Origin of the sequence: Pseudemcibacter aquimaris (assembly GCF_028869115.1) — a bacterium.
GTDB classification, from domain to species: Bacteria; Pseudomonadota; Alphaproteobacteria; order Sphingomonadales; family Emcibacteraceae; genus Pseudemcibacter; species Pseudemcibacter aquimaris.
In genome coordinates this window covers 1,743,045-1,766,018 of record NZ_CP079800.1, presented here as the reverse complement: position 1 = coordinate 1,766,018, position 22,974 = coordinate 1,743,045, and the positions used below count along the sequence as shown (strand labels likewise).

General features: G+C 44.3%; 10 protein-coding genes. 6 read left to right on the top strand and 4 right to left on the bottom strand.

Features of this window, described 5'->3' with window-relative positions:
* Positions 1 to 65: 65 nt before the first annotated feature.
* The 4 genes from KW060_RS08380 (at position 66) to KW060_RS08365 (ending at position 4,447) form a co-directional block, all read left to right on the top strand.
* Positions 66 to 857, top strand: coding sequence for a PDZ domain-containing protein (locus tag KW060_RS08380; protein ID WP_249034364.1), 792 nt, complete (start codon positions 66 to 68; stop codon positions 855 to 857).
* 331 nt (positions 858 to 1,188) lie between these two features.
* The gene (locus KW060_RS08375) at positions 1,189 to 1,617 is read left to right on the top strand and encodes a hypothetical protein (RefSeq protein WP_249034363.1); all 429 of its coding nucleotides are present in this window, start codon (positions 1,189 to 1,191) and stop codon (positions 1,615 to 1,617) included.
* The gene (locus tag KW060_RS08370) at positions 1,618 to 2,088 is read left to right on the top strand and encodes a hypothetical protein (protein WP_249034362.1); all 471 of its coding nucleotides are present in this window, start codon (positions 1,618 to 1,620) and stop codon (positions 2,086 to 2,088) included.
* A 256-nt stretch (positions 2,089 to 2,344) separates the two neighbouring features.
* Positions 2,345 to 4,447, top strand: coding sequence for a methyl-accepting chemotaxis protein (locus tag KW060_RS08365; RefSeq protein WP_249034361.1), 2,103 nt, complete (start codon positions 2,345 to 2,347; stop codon positions 4,445 to 4,447).
* Positions 4,448 to 4,799: 352 nt separating this feature from the next.
* On the opposite strand, the gene KW060_RS08360 is transcribed toward KW060_RS08365, so the two are convergent.
* On the bottom strand, positions 4,800 to 5,252 hold the full coding sequence (locus KW060_RS08360) for a hypothetical protein (RefSeq protein ID WP_249034360.1): 453 nt from the start codon (positions 5,250 to 5,252) through the stop codon (positions 4,800 to 4,802).
* 155 nt (positions 5,253 to 5,407) lie between these two features.
* Here KW060_RS08360 and KW060_RS08355 point away from each other — a divergent pair, with 155 nt between their 5' ends.
* Entirely contained in the window at positions 5,408 to 5,944 is a 537-nt protein-coding gene (locus KW060_RS08355; RefSeq protein ID WP_249034359.1) for a hypothetical protein, read from the top strand.
* Positions 5,945 to 5,957: 13 nt separating this feature from the next.
* Positions 5,958 to 6,170, top strand: a complete 213-nt coding sequence (locus tag KW060_RS08350) for a helix-turn-helix domain-containing protein (RefSeq protein WP_249034358.1) — start codon at positions 5,958 to 5,960, stop codon at positions 6,168 to 6,170.
* Positions 6,171 to 6,173: 3 nt separating this feature from the next.
* On the opposite strand, the gene KW060_RS08345 is transcribed toward KW060_RS08350, so the two are convergent.
* From KW060_RS08345 to KW060_RS08335, 3 genes are all read right to left on the bottom strand, one after another.
* Positions 6,174 to 11,636: a beta strand repeat-containing protein gene (locus KW060_RS08345; protein WP_249034357.1), complete on the bottom strand. Its 5,463-nt coding sequence runs from the start codon at positions 11,634 to 11,636 to the stop codon at positions 6,174 to 6,176.
* Positions 11,637 to 11,726: 90 nt separating this feature from the next.
* Entirely contained in the window at positions 11,727 to 17,048 is a 5,322-nt protein-coding gene (locus KW060_RS08340; RefSeq protein ID WP_249034356.1) for a Calx-beta domain-containing protein, read from the bottom strand.
* A 314-nt stretch (positions 17,049 to 17,362) separates the two neighbouring features.
* On the bottom strand, positions 17,363 to 22,948 hold the full coding sequence (locus KW060_RS08335) for a beta strand repeat-containing protein (protein WP_249034355.1): 5,586 nt from the start codon (positions 22,946 to 22,948) through the stop codon (positions 17,363 to 17,365).
* Between the last annotated feature and the right edge of the window lie 26 nt (positions 22,949 to 22,974).

The following is a 22,974-nucleotide window of genomic DNA, read 5'->3' as shown; positions in this document are numbered from 1 at the left end:
CGGCTTATTCAGTTTCCATTCAGGTGTATCTTCCTATAATCATAGGGTAAAAAGAGAAGAGGTGCATGATGAGATTATTATTGGTTCTTTTATCCGCTGTGTTGCTTTCGGCGTGTGGCGCGGGGCAATTTGGGTCCAGTTATCAAGGATATATGGATCCGCGAATGACGCCGGATGTGGTGCCATTAAAGGAAGAAGAAGAACCGATACTCGTGCGTTCAACGGATCTCGCAAAAGATATTCAGCTTTACCGTGAACATAATTATATTGTGGTTGGGGAAAGTGCCTTTAACGGAATGATGGAAAGCGAAGGGCGCGCCCAGAAACAAGCCGAAGAAGTGGGCGCAACCCACGTGATCGTGTCATCGGAATATACCGATACAAGATCATATATTGCCTATGATTATCAGGATTTCTACCGCACAGTTTATGTGAACAGGGTTAAAAATATCGATGGGAAACCTGTAAGATATACCGAAGCCGTAACCGTTCGTGACACGGTAACGGTTCCATATCAACGTCAATATGACAATTATGACCAGTGGGCGGTTTATATGGTGAAATCAAACCGTATTCATAAATTGGGCCTTGTAATGCGGGACTTTAACCCAAATGAACGCGCGAGCCTTGGCCGTAATACTGGAGCCTACATTGATGTGGTGATGAGCAATTCACCAGCCTTTTTCGCGGACATCATCGCCGGTGACGCCCTTGTTGCCATTAACGGTGAAAAAGTAAACGGCGCGGGACATGCGAAACAAATGATTGATGGCTTAAGCCTAGAAGGTCAGGAAATCACCGTCACTGTGTTAAAGCAAGGCCAACCAAAGGACATTGTGTTCGAATTTAATGAGTGATTGGTTGTAGAAACACTCCTCAAGCATTTGTCATACTCGGGCCCCGCCCGAGTATCACGAGACCCACGGGACTAGACCGAGAGTGACGGAGTGGGGGGGGAATTGAATTCTTGCACCTATTCGTCATGCTCGACTACGATCGGGCATCCATGTTTCATTAACATAAATTTATCAGCTATTGAAATGGATCCCCGTTTTCACGGGGATGACTGCTTAGGCGTTCAAAAAAGAATATTTATGATAGTGGGGGATAAGACTTGAAGTTAAATGTGTTTTTGAATAAAATTATTATTACATTTTTATTTCAATAACTTAATTGAGGTTTATTTAAGTGGCATTACAAAGCAAAAGAGCGCGTAAACCGGTCATATTCGGCAGAAAGAAAAAAGCCGTATCAAAACCGGGACCCGACGATGATACGCTTGATATGCTTTACCATTATGCGCAGGCCGGCATGGAATATGCCCAGCGTTCAATGGAAGAAACGCCACATATATTCACCCAGGAAGAAAAAGAAGCCTTTCAGCATAATAAAAACATGCTGGAACAGGCGCCTTTTTTAATCGAAAATTATAAATCGAAAGTTGCTGAATATGATGCCCTGCATAAAAAAATGCTGGGCATCCTTCATAAATGCGAAGAAATTGTCGCCGCCGGTGACACCAAATCAAAAGATCAAATCAAAGGCGTGCTTAAGGAAGCAAAGGTATTTACCTATAACGCGGATGGTGATCTGGTGTTAAAGAAGGGGGCGGAATAATTGGCTACTGATGCGCGCATTAAATATAAAAAACAGCCAATTGTTTTTAGAGAAATTCCACAAGGGGAACTTGCGGAAGGCGAGCAAATGATGGATTTGCTGCTTCATTATGCCCAAAGCGGCATTCACGAAGTGGAAAAAATCATGCGCGAAGAGCCGGCATTCTTTTCTGATGAAGAAGTGAATGATTTCGCCGCCAGTAAAACAATACTGGGTAAAGCACCGGACATTATCAACGAATATAAGGAAAAATTACGCCAATTCGTTGAGTTAGGCGACAGCATTCATAAAGTGCTTCATCAATGCGAAGACATTGTCGCCGATTTTGAAGAGCGCCAGGCACATTATAAGCCAGGCGCCAAAGTTAAGAAATCACCACGGCTTGAAGCCGGAATGATCCGCTATACTGCCGATGGTGAAATGATCGTTAAAAAAGAGAAAACGGTCAAAATCGAATTAAACGATAAGTAATTTTCTTAATTTCTGACAACCATTGGCGTTGTCCATTTGTTTATTTTCTAAGTTAATAAAATGTAAATAAAATGCATGTATTCATAAAAATGTAACAAATTTTACATAAATGTCATTTGTTTCATAAAACTGTAACATACCTGTAACATAGTAAGATCAGTCAGTTACATGAGTTATCGAAAGGTAATTAATACATACAGAATTTTTCATTTAATTTTTAACACCTTGGGGGGGCATTGGCATGGAGAAATGGGAAATGTACTTAGTAACGAAGTTTAACAATTTTAAAGTATCCGTAAAAATTTGGATGTTGGCGGGCATTGCCGTACTTGGTTTTGGTGCAATTTTTATCACCACCATGATCACAGGGGCCATTGAAAATAGCGCCCGTGATGACGCCGCAAGCGGCAGCATGCTTGAATTCGCACAAGCGCGTATGGAAGCAAGCTCGCTTATGGTCAGGCGCCGGGAAAAGGATTTTTTCTTAAGGCTTGAGGCACGTTATATCGATAGCTATAACGCGGATATGGATGAAACCATTCGTTGGCTTGATGAAGCGGCCGGATATACCGAGGAAGGCGCGGTCGACAGCGCAATCACGCAGCTTAAATCCATTCTTGAACGACATCGCGTGCAATTTAACAAGGTTGCCGACATGTGGGTCCGTGCGGGATTAACCACCGATGACGGGCTTTATAACGATATGCAGGACAGCGTCCATTATATTGAAGAGGCATTAGGCGAGCTTAATGATGACGAGCTTATGGTCAAAATGTTGATGATGCGCCGCCACGAAAAAGATCTGATGCTACGTGTACATCTTAGGGACGATAATGGTGAATATACCAATGGTGCCCGTTACGCAGGCCGTGTTTATGACCGTCAGGCAGAATTTATGGAAATTCTGGATGGCGGGAATTATTCGGGTGATGTTAAAGCGGATCTGACGGAAAAATTAAATGCATATGTGGATGCTTTCCGTGAATATGCAAATATCCGGTCCCAGCTTGTTGTGGAAACCGCCGTTCTTTCCGATATTTACGCGGAAACGGGTGATCATTTCGAAGTGCTTAAAAATTCCGCCGCCCGTATTAATGCGGACGGTATGGCCGCAGCGGATAATGCCGCATCGGTCGCGAATTTCATCCTTATTACCGTGATCCTTGTGCTTGGTGGTGTTAGTGCGGTTGTTGCAATTTTCGCCATTAAAACAATCGTGAAGCCGGTTGTGGATTTGGAACATGCACTTGCGGATATTGCCGAGGGTGATTACGAAACCGAGGTTCCAGGAACAGAGGCAAAAGACGAAATCGGTTCCATGGCCCGGGTTGTCGTAACATTACGTGACGGGGCAAAAGAACGCATCGCGTTAGAACGACAAGCAGCCGAGGCGGAAAAAGCAAGACTTGCCGCCGAAGAAGAGAAAATCCGACAAGAACAGGAACAAGAACGCGCCAGAATGGAAAGTGAAGCCGCCGCCATTGCCGCCCGTGAAAAACGCGCGCAAGAGGTAGAGGCACTGATCCTTTCGTTTGATGAAAGCATCAAAGCCGCGCTTTCCAATTTACAGATGTCATCAACGCAAATGCGCGAAACCGCAGGTGGCATGGTGCGCGTTGCCGATAGCACAGGACAACAGGCCGCGTCGGTAAGTCAGGAATCTGATAAGATGCAGGAAAGTGTTGCCACCATGGCATCCGCAGTCGAAGAATTTTCCGCTTCCATCCGTGAGGCAAACGCACAAGTGCAGGCGGCAACGGGCCTTTCCCGCGAAGCCGTAGAGGCCACGGAAAAAGGATCGCAATCCATTGAACAGCTTTCCGATGCATCATCGGCGATTGAAGAAGTGGTCAACATGATCAATGACATTGCGGAACAGACCAATTTGCTGGCACTGAACGCGACCATTGAATCCGCCCGTGCCGGTGAAGCCGGTAAAGGGTTTGCGGTTGTTGCGAATGAGGTTAAATCGCTTGCTACACAGACGGGCAGTGCGACTGAGGACATCAAACGTAAAATCGATGAAATGCAAAGCGTTTCCGGACTTGCGGTTGAGGCAATCGGCAGTATTTCCGCCGCCAATGTGCGTCTTAACGATGTGATGCTTGGCATATCCGCCGCGATTGAAGAACAAGAGGCCACCACAAATGAAATCAGCCGTGGTGTTCAATTGGCATCGGAAGGCACCGTAAAGGTAAACGATGAAATCGCCCAAGTGTCGATTAACGCCGGTGAAACCGGTGCATCATCAAACGAAGTGATGCAAGCGGCCAGCGAACTTGAAAATATTTCAAGCCTGATTTCAGCGGAAGTTGAAAGTTTCCTTAATGATGTTAGGGATATTCAGAGCAGGGGTTAGTTCTTTTCTAATCCTAGTCTCAATACTCGGACGCAACATAATCGTCACCCTCGGACACAACATAATCGTCACCCTCGGACTTGTTCCGAGGGTCTCGAGATACTCGGAACAAGTCCGAGTATGACAGTATAAGAAAATCGTCCTATGAAAACGGCCTCCCTGGTACTCACAGGGGGGCCTCATTTCTATGGAGGAAATGAAGAAGCCCATTTGATAATTCGTCGGGTGAAGAACGGGGATAGTTAAAACGAAATCACCATCCGGGCCTCTCATGAATTAAGATAGGGCCAGTTTCGATGACATTCAAAACACATCAAATCAAGTGAATGTGATCGGTTGTGAAGTGATTGATTTAATTCGTGATTTTGCAAGAATCCGTTGCGCCGGCGGGTAGGAAGGGTAGTTCGAAATCATCGATGTTATCCACGCCGTTTTCAAGCTTTACTTTTAAACGGTGCAGGTCTTCTGATAATGCCTCAAGCACGCGTTCATCGGAACGGTTCATGGTTTTTTCCGCCAGTGTTGCGGTCATTTTTTCAATGTCGGCTTCCATTTTTGGCTTATGAACTGTGTCAAAATCAGCGGCATATTTTTCGTAGGCCTCTGCACGGTGTTCCACATTAACACGGGCGACGCAATTACAATCAAATGTCGTGTTACCGATGTTGCAGCGGTTATAGGCAGTATTAAAAAAGTTATGATCGCGCGCGTCAATTCCTGATAAATCCGGCCCCGTAGTGGTGCTTTCTCCACATGCAGAAAGTAATGATACGCTTAAAAGCGCGAGCATCATGTTTTTATTCATTTTTATACCCTGTTCGTTTTTTTGATCATTGTAATGAAAAGGGTGGGGCATTTCAATATGCACAGATGGATTTTAAAAAATCTATTGACATAATAAAAAATTATCGTAAAACATTAATTAATTAACTTATATTTTGATTCTAACGGGGTGTTATTATGACCAATAATATTGAAAAAGTGAAACATATCAGTTCACGCATGGAAAAATTTTGTTTTGTTTTAATGCTTATTATTCCTGCGGTACTGGTCTGGAGCTGGTTTAATTATGATGCGGCGAGGGGGCTTGGATTATTTCAGCGCATTCCACATCCGTTAGAGGCACCAACAACAATGGCGATGATATTGGGTGGTATTTTAAGTGTGGGGCTTGGTGCATTTGTCATTGGTGCGGTTTATCATTTAAAACAATTTTTTAAATTCAGCAGCGACGGAGACTTATTTAGCAGCAGTGGTGCAGAAAGTTTTCATAAAGCCACCAAATATATGGTGTTTTATACGGTTATGAGCATTCCTTATGAAAGTATTCTTGGTGTTATCATGACATGGAGCAATCCGGCAGGTGAGCGTGAATTGATGATTACATTTATGCCATATGATTTGGCGCTTATATTTACAAGCCTCGTGCTTTTTGCGGTTTCACGGGTTCTTAAAGAAAGTGTGCGGGTCGCCGAAGAAAACGCGCAGATCGTATAAGGGGAGTAAGGACATGCCAATTATCGTTAATCTTGATGTGATGCTCGCCAAGCGTAAGGTAAAGTCAAAGGACCTCGCCGAAGCTGTCGGCATCACAGTTCAGAATATATCCCTTCTAAAAAGTGGCAAGGTCAAGGGTATTAGGTTTAACACCCTAGAGGCGATTTGTGATTATCTGGATTGCCAACCCGGCGACATTATTGAGTATCGCCGGGATGGGGAATGATTGTTATCCAAATAAGTAATCAATTTCAGCAATGTCGGCCGCAGTGTAATCAACAAATGTAATCCTGTTGCCAATATTGTTTGAAATTTGTGTGTCAGACACAAATAAATCGGCCTGAGCATTATCATCTTCGAAATGAAGTATGTCTTCAAGCACTGGCCTTTCCGATGATTGGATTGCACTTGAAACTGGATCAATAAGAGTCAGGGTGGCTGTGTCGTCTTCTATAGTTGCGTTTGTTGCGTCGCGAAGCCATAGGATATGGACCCAGTCACTGCCAAGATCGCCGTCACGCCAATCATAGGTAATAATTTTTTCTGTTTCACCACTTGCGAAGGTTAGGGTTCCACTAACGCCCGGTGCAGTATAATCAACTGTAACAGTATTTTCTGTTGCCTCATCAAGTTTTACCACGAATTCGACGTTATAATTATCTTTATTGGCGATTACATCATCGACTTTAATGGCTGGTGTATTATCATTATCAATGATTGTTAAAGTAGCCGACCCCTTTCCAAGAGTGGCATTGGATGGATTGCTTAATGTTGCGGTAAGGGTTTCAGTGCCTTCGTCAATTGCATCATCAACCCATGTGGATGTAAATGATTTCGATTTTTCACCGGGGTTAAATGTGATTGTTCCGGTCGTGCCATCTGGTGCCGTATAATCAACCGTCACGGTTTTATTGCTAATCGTGTTCATATAGACAAGAAACGTTACATTTTCCTGTGATTCAAACCTTTCAGCATCATTGATGTAAATCATAGGTGGATTGTCATCATCCGTGATCGTCAAGATGCCCGTATCATCCGTTAGTGTGGCGTTCGTCGGGTTGGATAGCGTGATTGTGACGTTTGCGTCTTCATTATCTCGTGTATCATCGGTCCAATTGTAATTAACGAATTTTTCCGTCTCGCCCGGGTTAAAGGTTACCGTTCCACTACCAGCACCGCCACTTTCAGAATCAAAGAGTTGGTAATCTACGGTAATGGTCGTGTCCCATGGTTTAGATAGTGTAATCGTGAAGTTATCTTTTTTGTCAGCTTCAAATGCGCTGATGTCATTTACGCTGATTTCTGGCGGTAATTCATCATCGTCCTTAATTGTTAATTGTCCAATACCGTCGCCAATCGTTGCATTCGTTGGGTTAGAAAGGGTGGCGTTAACTATTTCGTCTGCCTCGATGACGCTGTCATCAACCCATGTTGTTGTGAATGTTTTAACTGTTTCACCGGGTTCAAATACCAGCGCGCTATTTGTTCCGTCCGGCGCTGCATAACTCACGATAACTCTTTCTTCGCTAGCGGCGGATAATGTTACCGTGAATGTTGCCGTTTGATCGGCTTCGTCCGCGGTTACATCGGCAATGGAAATGGTTGGCATATCATCATTTTGGATCGTCAGCTGTCCTGTGTCATCGGCGATTGTTGCATTTGTCGGGTTTGATAATGTGGCGTTTACCGTTTCGTCTGTCTCGACATCGTTATCATCGACCCATGTGGTCGTGAATGTTTTAACTGTTTCACCAGCCGCGAATGTCAGTGTGCCAGTTGACCCGTCCGGTGCGGTATAATCTACGGTAACAGTGTCCTCGCTAATGGGGGATAATGTCACCGTGAAGGTCGCCGTTTGATCGGCTTCGTCCGCGGCAACATCGGATATAGATAGTGCCGGAAATGGTACAGGATCATCATTTTTGATCGTGAGCTGCGCAGTTCCATCATCAATAATTAAGTTGATCTGATTAAATAGGGTTAGAGTGATTATTTCGTCTGCTTCATGAATGTCATCATCAACCCAATTGATGGTGAATGTTTTTTCTGTTTCACCTGGTGCAAAAGTTATAGTGTCGGATGCCCCGTTTGTTGCTTGATAACCAATTTTACTGGTGTATATACCTGCTTTTGAAAGTGTAAGGGTAAAGGTGGCCGTTTCGTCGGCTTCGTTTACGGTTACGTCATTGATTGAAACCAATGGGTGATCATCATCGCGTATGTGTAACCAGCCACGTTCATCATCAATGGTTGCGTTTGATGGATTGCTCAAAACGACATTACTGCTGTAATTTGGCCCTTCTGTATCATTATCAATCCACGTTACGTCGAATGTTTTTTCCGTTTCACCGGGGTTAAAGGTGAGGGTACCTGTATCCCCATATAGTGGAGTATAATCAACGGTTACGGTTACAGTGGTTGCTTCGGAAAGGCTAACGGTAAAGGTGGCGCTTTCTTCTGCTTCGTCAGCTGAAACATCATTGATCGAAATTGACGGGACGACGGGTGGTGGCGGCGGTGTTTGAATATCAATTGTAATATCATCCGCGACCAAAATGGTTGCATCGCCATTTGTATATGTTGTGTAAGAAACATCATCAATGATTGAGGATGCCCCGGTTACCCATTCATCGGTGCTGATTAATGTGTCGCCGGTTTCGCCCTTAATGCGTAGCGTATCATTAATACCGATTGCTTTAAGAACGGCATTCGCACTTAATTTAAGGGTTGCGTTTTCACCGTCCATATCGATCACTTCGAAATTAGTGATTTTACCGGTTTCCGGGTTTGTGAGATCAAGCAAGATGCCATCGGGTAACATGACAAGCGTATCATCATTGGCACCACCATCAAGCTGCTTAAAATCAAGATGTTCCATGATAATGAAATCATCACCGTAACTTCCTGAAATAATATCTTCGCCGCCAAGGCCGGTGGTAATAAAGTCATTGTCCATACCACCATCAATATAATCAGCCTTAAGTCCGCCAAAGGCGATGTCATTACCGCTAAGTAAGCTAACGGTTCCTAATATTTCACCATTGATATTATTAACGGTGTCGCTCGCGCTGGATAAAGAAAGCGATCCGTTGATCAAGCCATGGTTATTAATGGACGCAGAATAAGATGTGGCTTTAACGTCGCCGTGAATTTCACCGCTATTGAATAGATCAAGTGAATAGTTCGCTTTTATCGCTGTTTGTCCGCTGATGTATCCGCTGTTGGTGACTGTTGCGATTGACGTTTCAAAATTAATAGCGACTGAATCTTTATAATCAACGTTATTCTTGGCAATAATTGTACCTTGATTGTTTATTGTTGATGTATAAGAGGCGGCACCAACCGCCAATGCGTCTACTTCCCCTTGGGCGACGATGACGCCTGTATTTAACAATGAAAGACCATTATCGCTTATGACGCCTTGTGCTCTTTGTCCGGATATATGAATGTTTCCATTGTTCGTAACGTCTTTTGAAACAACACCAGCAGACATAATGGTTGATGTCGTACCATCATAAATCGAATTGATTGTCCCATTATTAATGAATGAACCGTCACCGGTCATGACGACGGCGGCACCGTTGCCAGTTGATGCGGTGACTTTAATCTGACCATTATTGGTTATGGTATTTGCGTCTTCAGAAATTACGGGGGTAATAAGGCCGGGGCCTTCGGCTTCGATATTTCCGTTATTGGTAAATATTGCCGTGGTATCATTGGTCGCCATAAATTGATCGGCCCCGTAAAGATCATATTTATCGTTTAGATTAATGGTAAACGGGTTATCGACTAACCCGCCTTGGTTCACGTGATAAATGCTGTTTACATCAAAAACCAACACCTCAACATCAACTGAATTGCCCCAGTTTGTTTGATCATTCGAAAATGACAGGGTCAATGTTGGCTTTGATGTGGAACCATCATGTTCAAATTCAATAGCGCCATTTTCAAGATCAGAATATGTAAAGATTGTAACGTCATGGGCGTATCTGGCTATAGTGCCGCCCGTCACACTGTCAACGCGGATGTAGATTTCACCATTACTGCTATCAACGTCTTGCAGGTTGATAAATGCTCCGCTTTTATGGCCGGATAGATATTCATTACCGTCGAGGGATAATTCCGTGTCTTGTCCGCGTACCACCGTTGCTGTTGATCCCCAGCCGGTTGGTAAATCATCAACGGCAATGATTTCAATATCACCGGTATGTGCTTTTTTAACGTTACTTTCATCAGCAAGATCATAGGAAATTTTTATAACGCCGTTATAGTTTTCATTGGGGGTAATGGTGATGGTGCGCAGCGTAATATTTACTGATATTTCGGCATTGTCGTCACTTTCGCTTGTTAATTCAATGTTGCTAACGACTTCGCCAAATTCTTTTGCGTCAAATCCGTCCGGTATCAGATCATCAAAACCAATTGTGATTGTGGTGTCTTCTTCTGTGCTGGCGAAGAACGTAATATTAACGTCAACGTTATTATCCAATGCGCTATCAGCGTCACTGTTGCCGTTTGTGTCAACTTTACCGTAACCGGTGATGCTTGATAGGTCTAAATCCGATATATCATCCGCATCATCAACGATTAATGTTACATCTTTTTGCAGAATAATATTATTTACACTACTGATAGCATCAGCAATATCACCAAGATTTACACTTGTTTCGCTGCTGCCGTTGTTTTTGACCTCAACGGCGACATCGTAAGAACTGGATGTATTGATGTTATCAATGCCTGTTAAATCATCCGCATCCTCAATAATAAAGGTCACGTTACCGGTAATGTTAAGGCTTGCGATATCCTCAAATGACATATCGCTAAGATCAAGAACAAGTGTTTGACCGGATGGCACATTGATACTGATGATTGATGTACCGTCACCATTAATGGTTTTAAAGCTTTCAATTTGTTCTTTTGTAAGAAAGACCCTTGAATGCACCTCTAGGATGGTGAAATTGGTTACTGTAACGCCAGATAAATTGACGGTTCCATATATGAAAAGAGTATTCGTGCCCGTTCCACCATCAATAACTTCACCTGGGGTTACTTCTGAAACAGTGCGCCCGTTTAATTCAGCAAGCGAAATGACGGAAGACAAATCATACCCGTTACCAGCATTGGTTATGTCTGATTGATCATATTGGTTAGGGATCGTTGTGCCGATCACAATAATCGCATCATTGCCACTGCCTGCATTAATGTTGTCTCTTCCATCGCCACCGTGGATAATATCATTACCTGTTTCAGTGGAAATATAATCATTGCCACTGCCACCAATGACGATGTCGTTGCCGCTTCCGGATGTAACCCTATCATCACCGCCGCTGACATTGATAACGTCATCGCCGTTGCCAGTATCGACTGTGTCATCACCATTTTTACCTGTAACGGTTAAGTCGTTGGTGGCGTCTCCGACTAAAAGCTCACTATCGCTATTGTCACGGGCAATAAATACGGTCGTCGGATTTTGAATGAAATCCGGTTCCGGGACTGGATCCGGATCTGGATCTGGAATTGGGGTTGGGTCCGGAACAGGGAGAGGGGCCTCGTCTTCAGGGCCACCACCACCACCACCGCCACCGCCGCCACAGGCAGATAGTGGTAAAAGCGTCATCAGAATTGATGCTTTTTTCTTTTTGTTTAAAGCGTGTTTAGATGAGTTTTTTTCGTGATCAATGGATTGTGTCATTCCATAGCCCCCAATTAAAATTTTACAAATACGAAGGGCAGTAAACAATATGTTTACTGCCCTGTAAAGTAAAAACTAGGAGCAATTACTTTATGTTATTGTCTGGCTGATATCTTCGTCAATCAGAAGCGTTGCACCGCCTGATGTATAGACATTATAGACTTCATTTTCGATATAGGTATCAGCACCTTGAACCCATCCTTCGCCAGTTGATGTCACCGCATCACCGCTGTCGCCGCTGATGATTAATTTGTTATCGGCGTCGGTTAAATCAAGCACATCTTGCACTGCTAAGGTCACTGTCTGATTGCCGCCGCCACTGACGTCGACTTCTTCAAGAGTTAGCAATGTTTCAGTGCTAAGGTCCAAGTCATCTTGCAGAATAAGATAATCATACCCATCACCACCACGGATGGTATCACCCGCGCCGTAATGGATCATATCGTTACCTTCGCCGCCATCAAGTGTATCAGTTCCTGTTCCACCGATCAGCGTATCATCGCCCTTAAGACCATGAAGTGATGCATTGTCGGTTCCTGCTTTAAGTGTATCATCCTTGGATGAGCCATAAACGGTCACGTCCGTAATGCCGGAATTGTCAAATGTGTCACCCTCGGCATAGCCACCTGTTGCGGTGCCGTTTGCAAGGTCCACATTTACACCCGCATCAGAATTTGCGTAACTGATCGTTGAAATATTGGTAAGCGCATCCGCACCACCGCCATCGATATAAAAATCACCGCCATTGGTACTTGTCACTGTGTCATCACCGCTACCGGTCATGATGTTGTTAAAACCAATCGATGTCACGGTCAGATCTTCTGATGAACTGCGCATGGCAAGTGTTGCTGTGCCTGTAATTGTTCCGTCACCGCCGGCGTAGCTGGTTGATGTGATTTCATTGAATGTTTCAAAGCTAAAGGCAGGGAAGTTTGAAAGCGTTCCGATTTCAACATCCATGTAAATGGTCGCGCTGCCGCTTGTGTAGGTGACATAGAATGTACCGTCCGTCTTGGCATGTACGTTTGTCACAGTACCATTGGTTAACCAGGTGCTTGCGGTGTTAATGGTGTCTGTTGCATCACCCTTGATGAATAGGGTGTTTGCACCACTGGTTTTGGCAACAACATCGGATGCATCAATGGTGAATGTTTGTGCATGATTGCCAACCGCAATATTAAACATTTCCACATTCAGGATCGTAAGGTTGTTGGCATCAAAATTAGTAACGCCGGAAACCTGAACCGTATCACGGTCATTGCCACCGTTAATGCTGTCAGATGAGAAATTAGAATTCCCATCAATGATAAAGGTATCATCACCATCATCACCAACCATGGTGTCGTTACCCGCGCCACCAGTAATCACGTTGTCTTTAATGTTACCGGAAAGAATATCATTGCCGGAACCGCCGACAACATTTTCGATAAAGGTATCAGGGGCAATGTGTAATGTTTGATTGAATGCGTCACCGCTATTTGTGGTTACATCAATAACAATACCGACATTGGACCATGAGCCGGGATCAAGGTTGATATTAACGCCGGCGGTAAAGTTGCTCGCGTCCAGTGTATCAACACCGCTGTAATCCCAAAGTGTATGGTAATTCCATTGTTCTGGCATAATGTGATAAACATCATCACCCGCACTGAATGTGTAGTTGGCACCATAAACATATTGAAGCGCAAGAATATCAATCCACATTAGGTCAGTCGGTGCGCTGTTTTCTGTAAAGCCAGCGGCATTGGTCGCCACAATGTCATACGCCATCATGGTGTAATCTTTGCCGTCAAATTGGTTTGGCATTTCATTGAATAGGCCATCTTCTTCAAAAGTATGCTTAAGACCCAGTGCGTGACCAATTTCATGGATGATTGTATTTTTAAACAGCGTATTTGTTACGTCAAGATTCATTTCCGGCAGAATTGTTTCTTCGGAAAACCATACATCGCCTGCTGTTGCGTGGCTGAATGGGTAATATGCCCATGCAAATGCGTTGTTCGGTGTTTCAAAGCCGTTCTCTGTCCATGTGAAGCGCATGTTACCTGCTTCGTTTCCGTCATCTGGAACCTCAACAAAGATGATGTTCACGTCTTCGGAAATCTGGGAAAGCATTTCACGCACGATGGCTTGTTGTTCGCCTGTGAATTGATCGATTTTAGACGCGGCTTCGTAATTATTATCGGAATAATTTGATCTAAACTCACTATTATCCGGATGACCGAAACTATAGGTGATAATAAGCGGTGAACCATCGGCATTTGTTTGATAACCATAACCGGAAAGGACACCATCCACATAATCAATACCACTTGGGTTATATAAATCCCAAGGCAGGAAGGAATCTTTTGTGCTGGTTGGTACTGTGAAATCGATGCTTTCGGTGTTTGTAAGCGTAAATGTGCTTTCAGATGCGCCAAACAATGTATCAATCTGGCTTTTGTTATATACAACCGAATTACCGGAATGATCGAATACTTCAACGGAATAAAGCGTGTATGTTCCGCTTTCGGCTATTTGCTCATCAAACATAAGTGCCGTTTCGCCAGAAGAGCCGCTAAAGAATGTTGAATGCAATACGCCATTGGCATCTTCAAATTTCACCATAACACCATCAACAAGACCGCTGTTAATGGTCGTATCAAATGTGATGATTTGCGGTGTTTCACCATCACCCAGTGTGATCGCTGATGAACCGAGCGAGAATGATGAAAGAGACATAGATACAGTCGGGCTGCTGACTGTTCCGGATGAAACGCTTACGGTTTTATTGAAACTATAATCAGTAAAGTTTTGATTATCAAGATAGCTGATGTTGCCATTGCTGTCTTCGAAATAAACACTGCTTACCTGATAACTGGACACATTGGTCATACCGTGTGCGGATGTCTGATTTTCTCTGCCATCCATTTCAAGGGCCATTGTGCCGCTTGTACCGGTAAAGCTGTAAAGGTCGGTGTTACCGAATTGGTCGGTCACTTCCACATGGATTGTGGCGGCGTTTCCGTTAAGGTCAAATGTTAATTCAATGCCATCTTCGCCGCGTGTCACACTGTTGCTGGATAGTGATAAATCCATAAGACGCGTACCATCGGAAAAAGCAACCGTATGGTCGTCATCCTGAATGGTTAGCTGGCCAGAACCGTCTGCGATGGTTGCATTTGTCGGGTTGCTAAGGGTCGCGTTAACGACTTCATCGTCCTCGCGGTTGAAATCATCGGACCATGCGGTCGTGAATGTTTTCTGTGTATCACCCGGGTTAAAAGTGAGCGTCCCGGTGCTGCCATCCGGCGCGGTGTAATCCACGGTGATGGTTCTGATGCTTGAATTGGATAGAGTAACGGTAAAGGTTGCCGTTTCATCAATTTCATCCGCAGAAATATCATTAATGCTGATGGTCGGGGAGGGATCATCATCAAGGATTGTTAACTGGCCGCTGCCGTCGGCAATGCTTGCGTTTGACGGGTTTGATAATGTGGCGTTCGCCGTTTCATTATCCTCGTCTGTGCTGTCATCGGACCATGTGGTCGTGAATGTTTTTTGGGTTTCACCAGCATTGAACGTTAATGTTCCTGTGCCGCCATCAGGGGCTGTGTAATCAACAGTGACTGTTTTGCCGGATGCCTCGGACAGGGTAACGGTGAATGTTGCGATTTCGTCGGCCTCATCAGCGGATGTGTTATTAATGCTGATGGTTGGTGGGTTGTCATCATCCTGAATATTCAGTTGCCCGGTGCCATCGGCAATCGTTGCATTCGTCGGATTGCTTAGGGTCGCATTGACGATTTCATCGTTTTCGTCGGTGGTGTCATCCGTCCAAGCGGTTGAAAATGTTTTCTGTGTATCACCCGGGTTAAAGGTCAGCGTACCTGTGCTGCCATCTGGGGCTGTGTAATCAACAGTTACCGTTTTTCCAGAAGCCTGCGATAACGTAACTGTGAATGTGCCAGTTTCATCTACTTCATCCACTGCAATATTATTAATGCTTAGGCTAGGTGGATTATCATCATCAAGGATGGTTAAAACACCCGTAGCATCGGCGATATCCGCATTTGACGGGTTGCTTAATGTTGCGGTGATGGTTTCATTGTTTTCATCTGTGCTGTCATCTGTCCAATTGGCGGTGATGGTTTGCACTGTTTCACCAGGATTAAAGGTAAGGGTGCCATTTTGACCATTGCTAAGGTTATAATCCACAGTCACTGTAGCGCTGGACGCAAATGACAGGGTAACGGTAAATGGTTCTGTGGCCTCTACTTCATCTTCGGATGGATCATTGATCGATAATTCAGGTAAAGCAATACTAACCGTGCCACCAAGAGTGACGTTGGTATCAAGGGTATTTTGTGTTGTGCTGTTGCCGTTTGTATTAACTTCGCCACTGCCGCCGATGTCAGTTAGGCCAAGACCAGTGATATCTGTGCCATCAAGAATATCCAATGTTACCTGATCATCCAGTGTGATTTCATCAATGACATTGAATGTATCCGCGATCTCGCCAAGGTCAACAACAGTATCAGAACCGGCATCAACCACATCAAGGGTGATGGTGCCGCTTGTTGAATTAACATCGGTAATGCCATCAAGCTGTGATGTATCGGAAATGCGGAATGTCAGGTTTCCTGTGACGTTGATTTCTGCGATCTCATCGACGCTCATTCCCGTAAGGTCAAGGACATATGTATCACCGGATGGTACATCAATGTTTATAACTGATGTCCCGTCACCGTTTACTGTTGTGAACATGGCAAGTTGATCTGGTGTAATTGTAACCGTTGAATGAATTTCAAGCACAGTTACGTTACTGACTGTAACGCCTGTCAGATCGACATTTCCGTATATAAACAGTGTGTTTGTGCCGGCGCCGCCATTGATGCTTTCACCGGCGACGACCTCTGACACAGTGCGGCCATTTAAATCCGCAAGAGTAATAATGTTAGAAAGGTTATAACCGTTTCCGGCATTGTTGATGTCGGCTTGATCATATTGTCCGGCTGTTGTTGTGCCGATTAATACGATGGCATCATTGCCGTTGCCGGCGTCAACCGTATCGGCACCTTCGCCCGCACGAATGATATCATTTCCGGCAGCACCCATGATATTATCAGCACCACTTCCGGTATGGATAGTGTCATTACCACTTTTACCGGTGACGGTTAGGTCGGTTGTTGCGTCCGCCTGATCCAGTGTTGTGTTACGGTTATCACGTGCAATCCATGTGTCCGTCGGACTTTCAATAAATTCAGCAGGTTCCGCAGGCGCAGGAGGAGTGGGCGTTCCGCCACCACCACCACCAGCAGTACCACCCCCGCCACAGGCAGACAATGGTAATAATGTCATGAGGATTGATGCTTTTTTCTTTTTGCTGAATTTATATTTTGAGCTTGATTGTTCTTTGTTGTTGTCTTGCACTTTAAGTACCCACTTTTTAGTGATTCATGTTTATATGCAATAAATTACATATTAGTTGCTACTAAAACGTTACTAAGAAAAAATAATTTACATAAAAACTTAACTGATTTGCTGTGACCCATTAATCACTGCCATTTTTCAATACTAGATACTTTCAAAAAATACGAATTGATAATTTTAAGCAGGGAAAAAATCGACAGAATTAACCATTCCATCGCCCCCAAAAATCATGTCGGGCAGTAAACATTAAGTCACTATATCTGTAAAGAAAAAAATAATCGGCGGTACCCCAAAAGAACACCGCCATTTATTGATTAGGAAATATTCATTGTGATGTCATCATCAATCAACAGATTGTAAAGTCCTGTTTCATATTTCGTATAAAATTGTCCATCGATCGCTTCTGGGCCAGTATTAATCCAAGATTGTCCTAGTGAATTAACAACATCAGACCCGCCGCCCTTAATGATAAGGGTGTATTCAAAGTCATCACCTTGTTCCGTCATATTCTGCATATCAAATATTGTGAACGAGATTGTGTTTCCTTTATCAGCAAGGTCGATGATTTCTATGTCATCAACATTATAAATGTTGAAATCGATGTTTAGGCCGAAGTCATCAAATAATAATGTGTCTGTACCGCTACCGCCATCAAAGAAACTGATTAAATCATTGTTAAAGACGATGGTATCATCACCCGCTTCACCATTGATATCATCCTCGCCGGTGTCGCCGTCAATATAATCATTACCCGCGCCGCCTCTAATGAAGTCGTTTCCACTGCTTGTAACAATATGATCGTTACCACCACCACTGTCGATATTTAACGGGGCAGAGCCAGAACCGAATAAATTGATGGCACTGTCGAAATCATTGATGGATGTATATATTCCGGAGGTGGTGTATCCGTGAATCTCACCCGGGCTATAAACACCATCCACATCTGGGGAATATTTAATGGAACCAATATTCTGGCTTATGTGTATTGTTGTACCTGTAAATGTATAGGTGTCATACATTACGCCATCATAAAATGTTGTGGTCACTTTTGACCATGCTTCGTCTAAGTAAAGTGTGTCATCGGCCCCGCCATTAACATAAAGAATATTTCCGCCACCTGTCGTTGTAAAGATTGATGCCTGATCGGCGATAAGGCTGTTTGCGTGGTTACCGTCAATGTTTATTAATTCAAGGGTTCTATAGATTTCATCACCAAGGTTGATGTTTGTGTCTACAGTTGACATTAAAATTGCCTTGTCGAAATTACCCTCACCATAGAGACGATCACCATAATGGAAATAAATCGTGTCATTTCCGCTACCGCCATAAAGTTCATCAAGAATGTTGTCATTGGTCGTGGCGTTACTACCGTAAATGATATCATTACCCCCTTCGCCCTTAATGATATCAAGGCCCATTCCACCCATTAAGGTGTCATTTCCGTTACCGCCAAGGAAGTTTTCATTATGATTTTCGCCGTAAATAACGTCATTAAAATTTGAACCAGTGATCCATTCCACATTATCGATTTTGTCACTTGGGCTAGAGCCATTGGTGTGGGTATCGGTTAACAGGTTAATGTTAACGCCAGATCCTCGTTGTGAATAATTCAGATAATCCGTGCCGGCGCCGCCGTCCCATGTGATAAAGCCGGTTTTATTCCAGACACTATCTGTACCGGAACCTGTGGCATAAAAACCACCATCGGATTCATTAAAAATAAGGTAACTACTGCCGCTATCCGGTTTATAGAAAATCGCCGGTTTATCGCTCGCGCCTAAGAACTGGTTCGAGGTTTGTTTGGTAATGTTGCTGATAATTTCATTATAATTGCCGGATTTATTAATGTTCACATAAACAGGTGCTGCTGCATCGTTTGATGTAAAGCGGACAATACTTGCATCTTCGTAATCAAGAGACCAGCTTCCGGTAAAATTGATGCCATTGGTAGACGCATTTGATGTGATATTCAGCGAATTTGATGCATTGATGCCGTAAATATTACTTGCGCTAATATTCAATGTGATACCAACACCGTTAAGGGTCAGATTTTCAATGTTTGAATAACTACCATACATTGATGTAGAAATACTTTGGCCATTGAAAATAAGCGTATCATTACCACTACCACCATTATAGGTTCCATAGATGACATCCGTATGGATAGTGTCATTACCGCTTCCGGTTTCAATGGAATTTTCGCCACGTCTATTATAAACAGTCAGATTATTTGAATCGTTACTTAAATTCATGGCGCTATCAAAATCATTGATCGCGGCATAGGTATTAACACCTGTGCTTTCAAAACCGACTAATTCACCAGCAGTGTATGATCCATCGACATCCGCGTTATAGAATGCATCCATTCCCGATTGGACGCTAAGGGTCATGGTGTCACCGGATGTGGCCGTTGCCGTATAATGGTAATAAACAGTTCCATCAATATTACTGAAGTTTTGAACAGTCCAATCATCGGTGGAATAAACCGTGCCCGAGCCACGAACCTTTAGGGTGTCTTTACCGGCTTCTGTGACCAGGTCAACATCGTCGGCCGTTATGTTATCCGGAACTGCATAAGTGGAAATGCTAATGGCTTCGATATTGGTGAATTGCGTAGTGGATAGATCAAATGTCGTACCCGCTGTTCTAATATCAACCGTATCAAGACCACTGTCGGTACCGCCGTCAAACGAGCCTAACCCCTTATAAATGAGGGTATCGCTGCCATTTTCACCGTAAATGGTATGGGCCGATGTAGTATCCCAGATTTGGATGAAATCATCGCCGTCACCGGCATAAACCAAATCGGCACCGGTATTCAGGTTAATTCGGTCGTCACCACCACCGGCATAAACGGTATCGTTGCCGCCTTGGGTGTAAATGGTGTCATCACGGTCACCCGCAGTAAAATGATCATCACCGGCACCACCCTGAATATTTATATGTGGGCCGCTATAGGTTGATTTTTCATAATAAACGGAACCGGTTGGGTCATTTGATGTGATCGAGGTTGTTGTAATCGCGCTAAAGCCGTGCGCGTAGCCAACGGAATATGCATCTTCCTCAAGATAAATCGTTACCGTATCACCGGATGTTGCCGTGCGGGTATATTCACGGAATTGATTTGACCCGATAGGGTGGGTGACAAGGCCGCCTTGAACCCAGTCTTCGTTTAAGATCACCGTATTGGCAAGGCCAGTTGTTGAAATCCATAAATCATTGTCGGCGTCTGTTATTGCCTCAACATCATCAGCGGTTAAAATGACGACATTGTTGTTACCGTTCATGAAAATTTGTTCGACATTGGAAACTTTGGTCACGTCCGGTGTTAAGTCAAGGTTATCTGATTGTAAAATAATCGTATCGAACCCTGTGTCGCCATCAATGGTGTCTTCAAGTGCATATTCAATGCTGTCATTACCAGCGCCAAGATTAATGATGTCTGCGCCATTGTTTGGCGTTACGAAATCATTACCAGATCCGCTTATAAACGTATCTGCGCCACCGCCAAGGTTAATTGTGAGATTGGCTGTCCGGTCGCTCCAATCAATGTTATGGGCTACGTTGCTTGCGGCTGTATAAATATCACCCCCCATATCACGCATGAATACCGGAGTTGGTCCAGTAGACGTATGTAAATGGATCGTAACTGTGTCGCCGGATGTGGCGGTTGCGGTATAAACCGTATATTGGCCACTTGTACCGCCAGGTGTCCATGCGTCATTGGAAAATACATTGCTGCCACCTGATAATTTTAACAGGTTATTGGCATCCGTTGCGGCCTCGACACTATCAGCGGAAATGGTGATATTGGTATTATTAAGAAGGTATTCTTCAACATTCACCACCTGCATGTTGGCAAGGTCAATTGTCTGACCACTGACGGTAAATGAAATATAATCGCTATCCGCACCGCCATCAATGATGTCTGTACCATTGAACTTAATGGCGTCATTGCCTGCGCCTGTGCTTATTTTGTTTATACCACCTGCAAGGTCGACATAATCATTACCGGAACCGGTTATGAAATAATCGCTTCCATTTCCGTTACCACCGTGAAGGATTTGAAGATCTGCAGTTGCTGCCGATTGATCAAGATATGATGAATTATTACCAACAGGATACCATGTACCAGATAGGAAAAAGGCAGCATCATAACCTATTGCGCCTGTATCATCGGATGTTGTGCTTTCGGCTTGGCCGTAAGCATCGGTGTAGCTTACTACTACAGAAATGACTTTACCCGCGTCGTCATGGGTTGTGCGGTATGTGCTTTCGGTTGCGCCGGCGATATCAACACCGTCTGCTTTCCATTGGTAATTAAGTACGCCAATGCCGTCTTCGTCGGAAACGCTGCTCATGTCAATGCCGCGAACGGAACCAACATAATTATTGCCGGTGATGACCGGCTTGCCAATAACAGGATCATTAACATTGACCACATCGACGGTTTCACTTGATGTAACGCTTTCCGGTGTGCCGTGTGCGTCCGTGTAACTAACGGTGACGGTGATGTTTTTGCCTACATGTTCTTGTGATAGGGCGATATGTCCGATGTTGCTACCGAAATTAACGCCGTCGGCTTTCCATTGATAACTTAACGTGCCAAGACCGTCATCATCAGCGAGGGTGTTTGTGATCGCCTGTAAAATTTCGCCTTCGCGTGCCGTGCCGGAAATGGTGACGCCGCCTGCTGGGTCATCATTGATGTTTTGAATATCATCGATGGAATTTGACGAAACGGTTTCGTTATACCCATGCCCGTCAGTATATTTTCCGACAATTGTGATGTCTTTGCCGACATGGTCATCGGTCAGTGTCAGTGAAAGACCCGTTTCACCAACAATATCAACACCATCTGCCTGCCATTGATAACTAAAGGAACCAAGGCCGTCGATATCGGCGACATCATTTGAGATCAGGTTAAGTGTTTGATCCTCGGTGCCTGTACCGGAAATTGTGATGTTGCCCGTTGGGTTGTCATTAACGTTGCCGATCCCTAAAGCCACATTGGAAATAACTGTTTCCGGTGTGCCTTCTTGGTCGGTGTACGTTAAGACCAAACGGATATCATCGCCCACATCATCCTGCGTTAGAAGATGTGTTGATTGGGTCGCGCCATTGATATCAACACCATTGCGTTGCCATTGGTAATTAAAGGCGCCAAGACCGTCGATATCCACAAGGTTTGAAGTGTTGATACCAAGTGTGAAGCCCTGATCCCACGAACCAGTAAGGAAAATGCCACCAGTCGGTAAATCGTTGACGTTCACCACATCAATTGTTTCTGCTGATGTAACGGACTCGTCGTTTGTTTCATCATCGGTATATGAATATTTGACGGTGATGTTTTTGCCGACTTCGGCCTGTGTCAATGTGTATGATGTTCCGGTGGCACCAGAAATTGCCACACCATCCGCATACCATTGGTATGCTTCTGGGCCGGTTGTTATGCCATCGATATCCGTTACGGTATTGACTACAGACAGTTCCTGACCCTGTGCCACGGTGCCGCTGATGGTGATGTCACCTTCAGGGTCATTGTTATAATTCAGGATCGGTGATGTGCCTGCTGATGTTACGGTTTCCGATGCACCAAATCCATCGGTATATGTCACTGTAACCGTGATCACCTCACCAACATCGGATTGGCTTAATGTATATTGATTGCTGTCTGTACCAACGTTTGATCCGCCAGCCTTCCATTGATAATGCAGTGTGCCCAGGCCGTCCAGATCAGCCAGATTACTGACATTGGCGGTGAGGGTGCTTAATTCCATAAGCGTGCCGTCAATGGTAACATCACCCGTTGGTAAGTCATTGCTGTTGCCAATGTTTGTGAATTCGTTTGATGTCACGCTTTCCGGATTGCCGAATGCGTCGGTGTAACTGACGATCACTTGAATGTCGTGGGTTACATCATCTT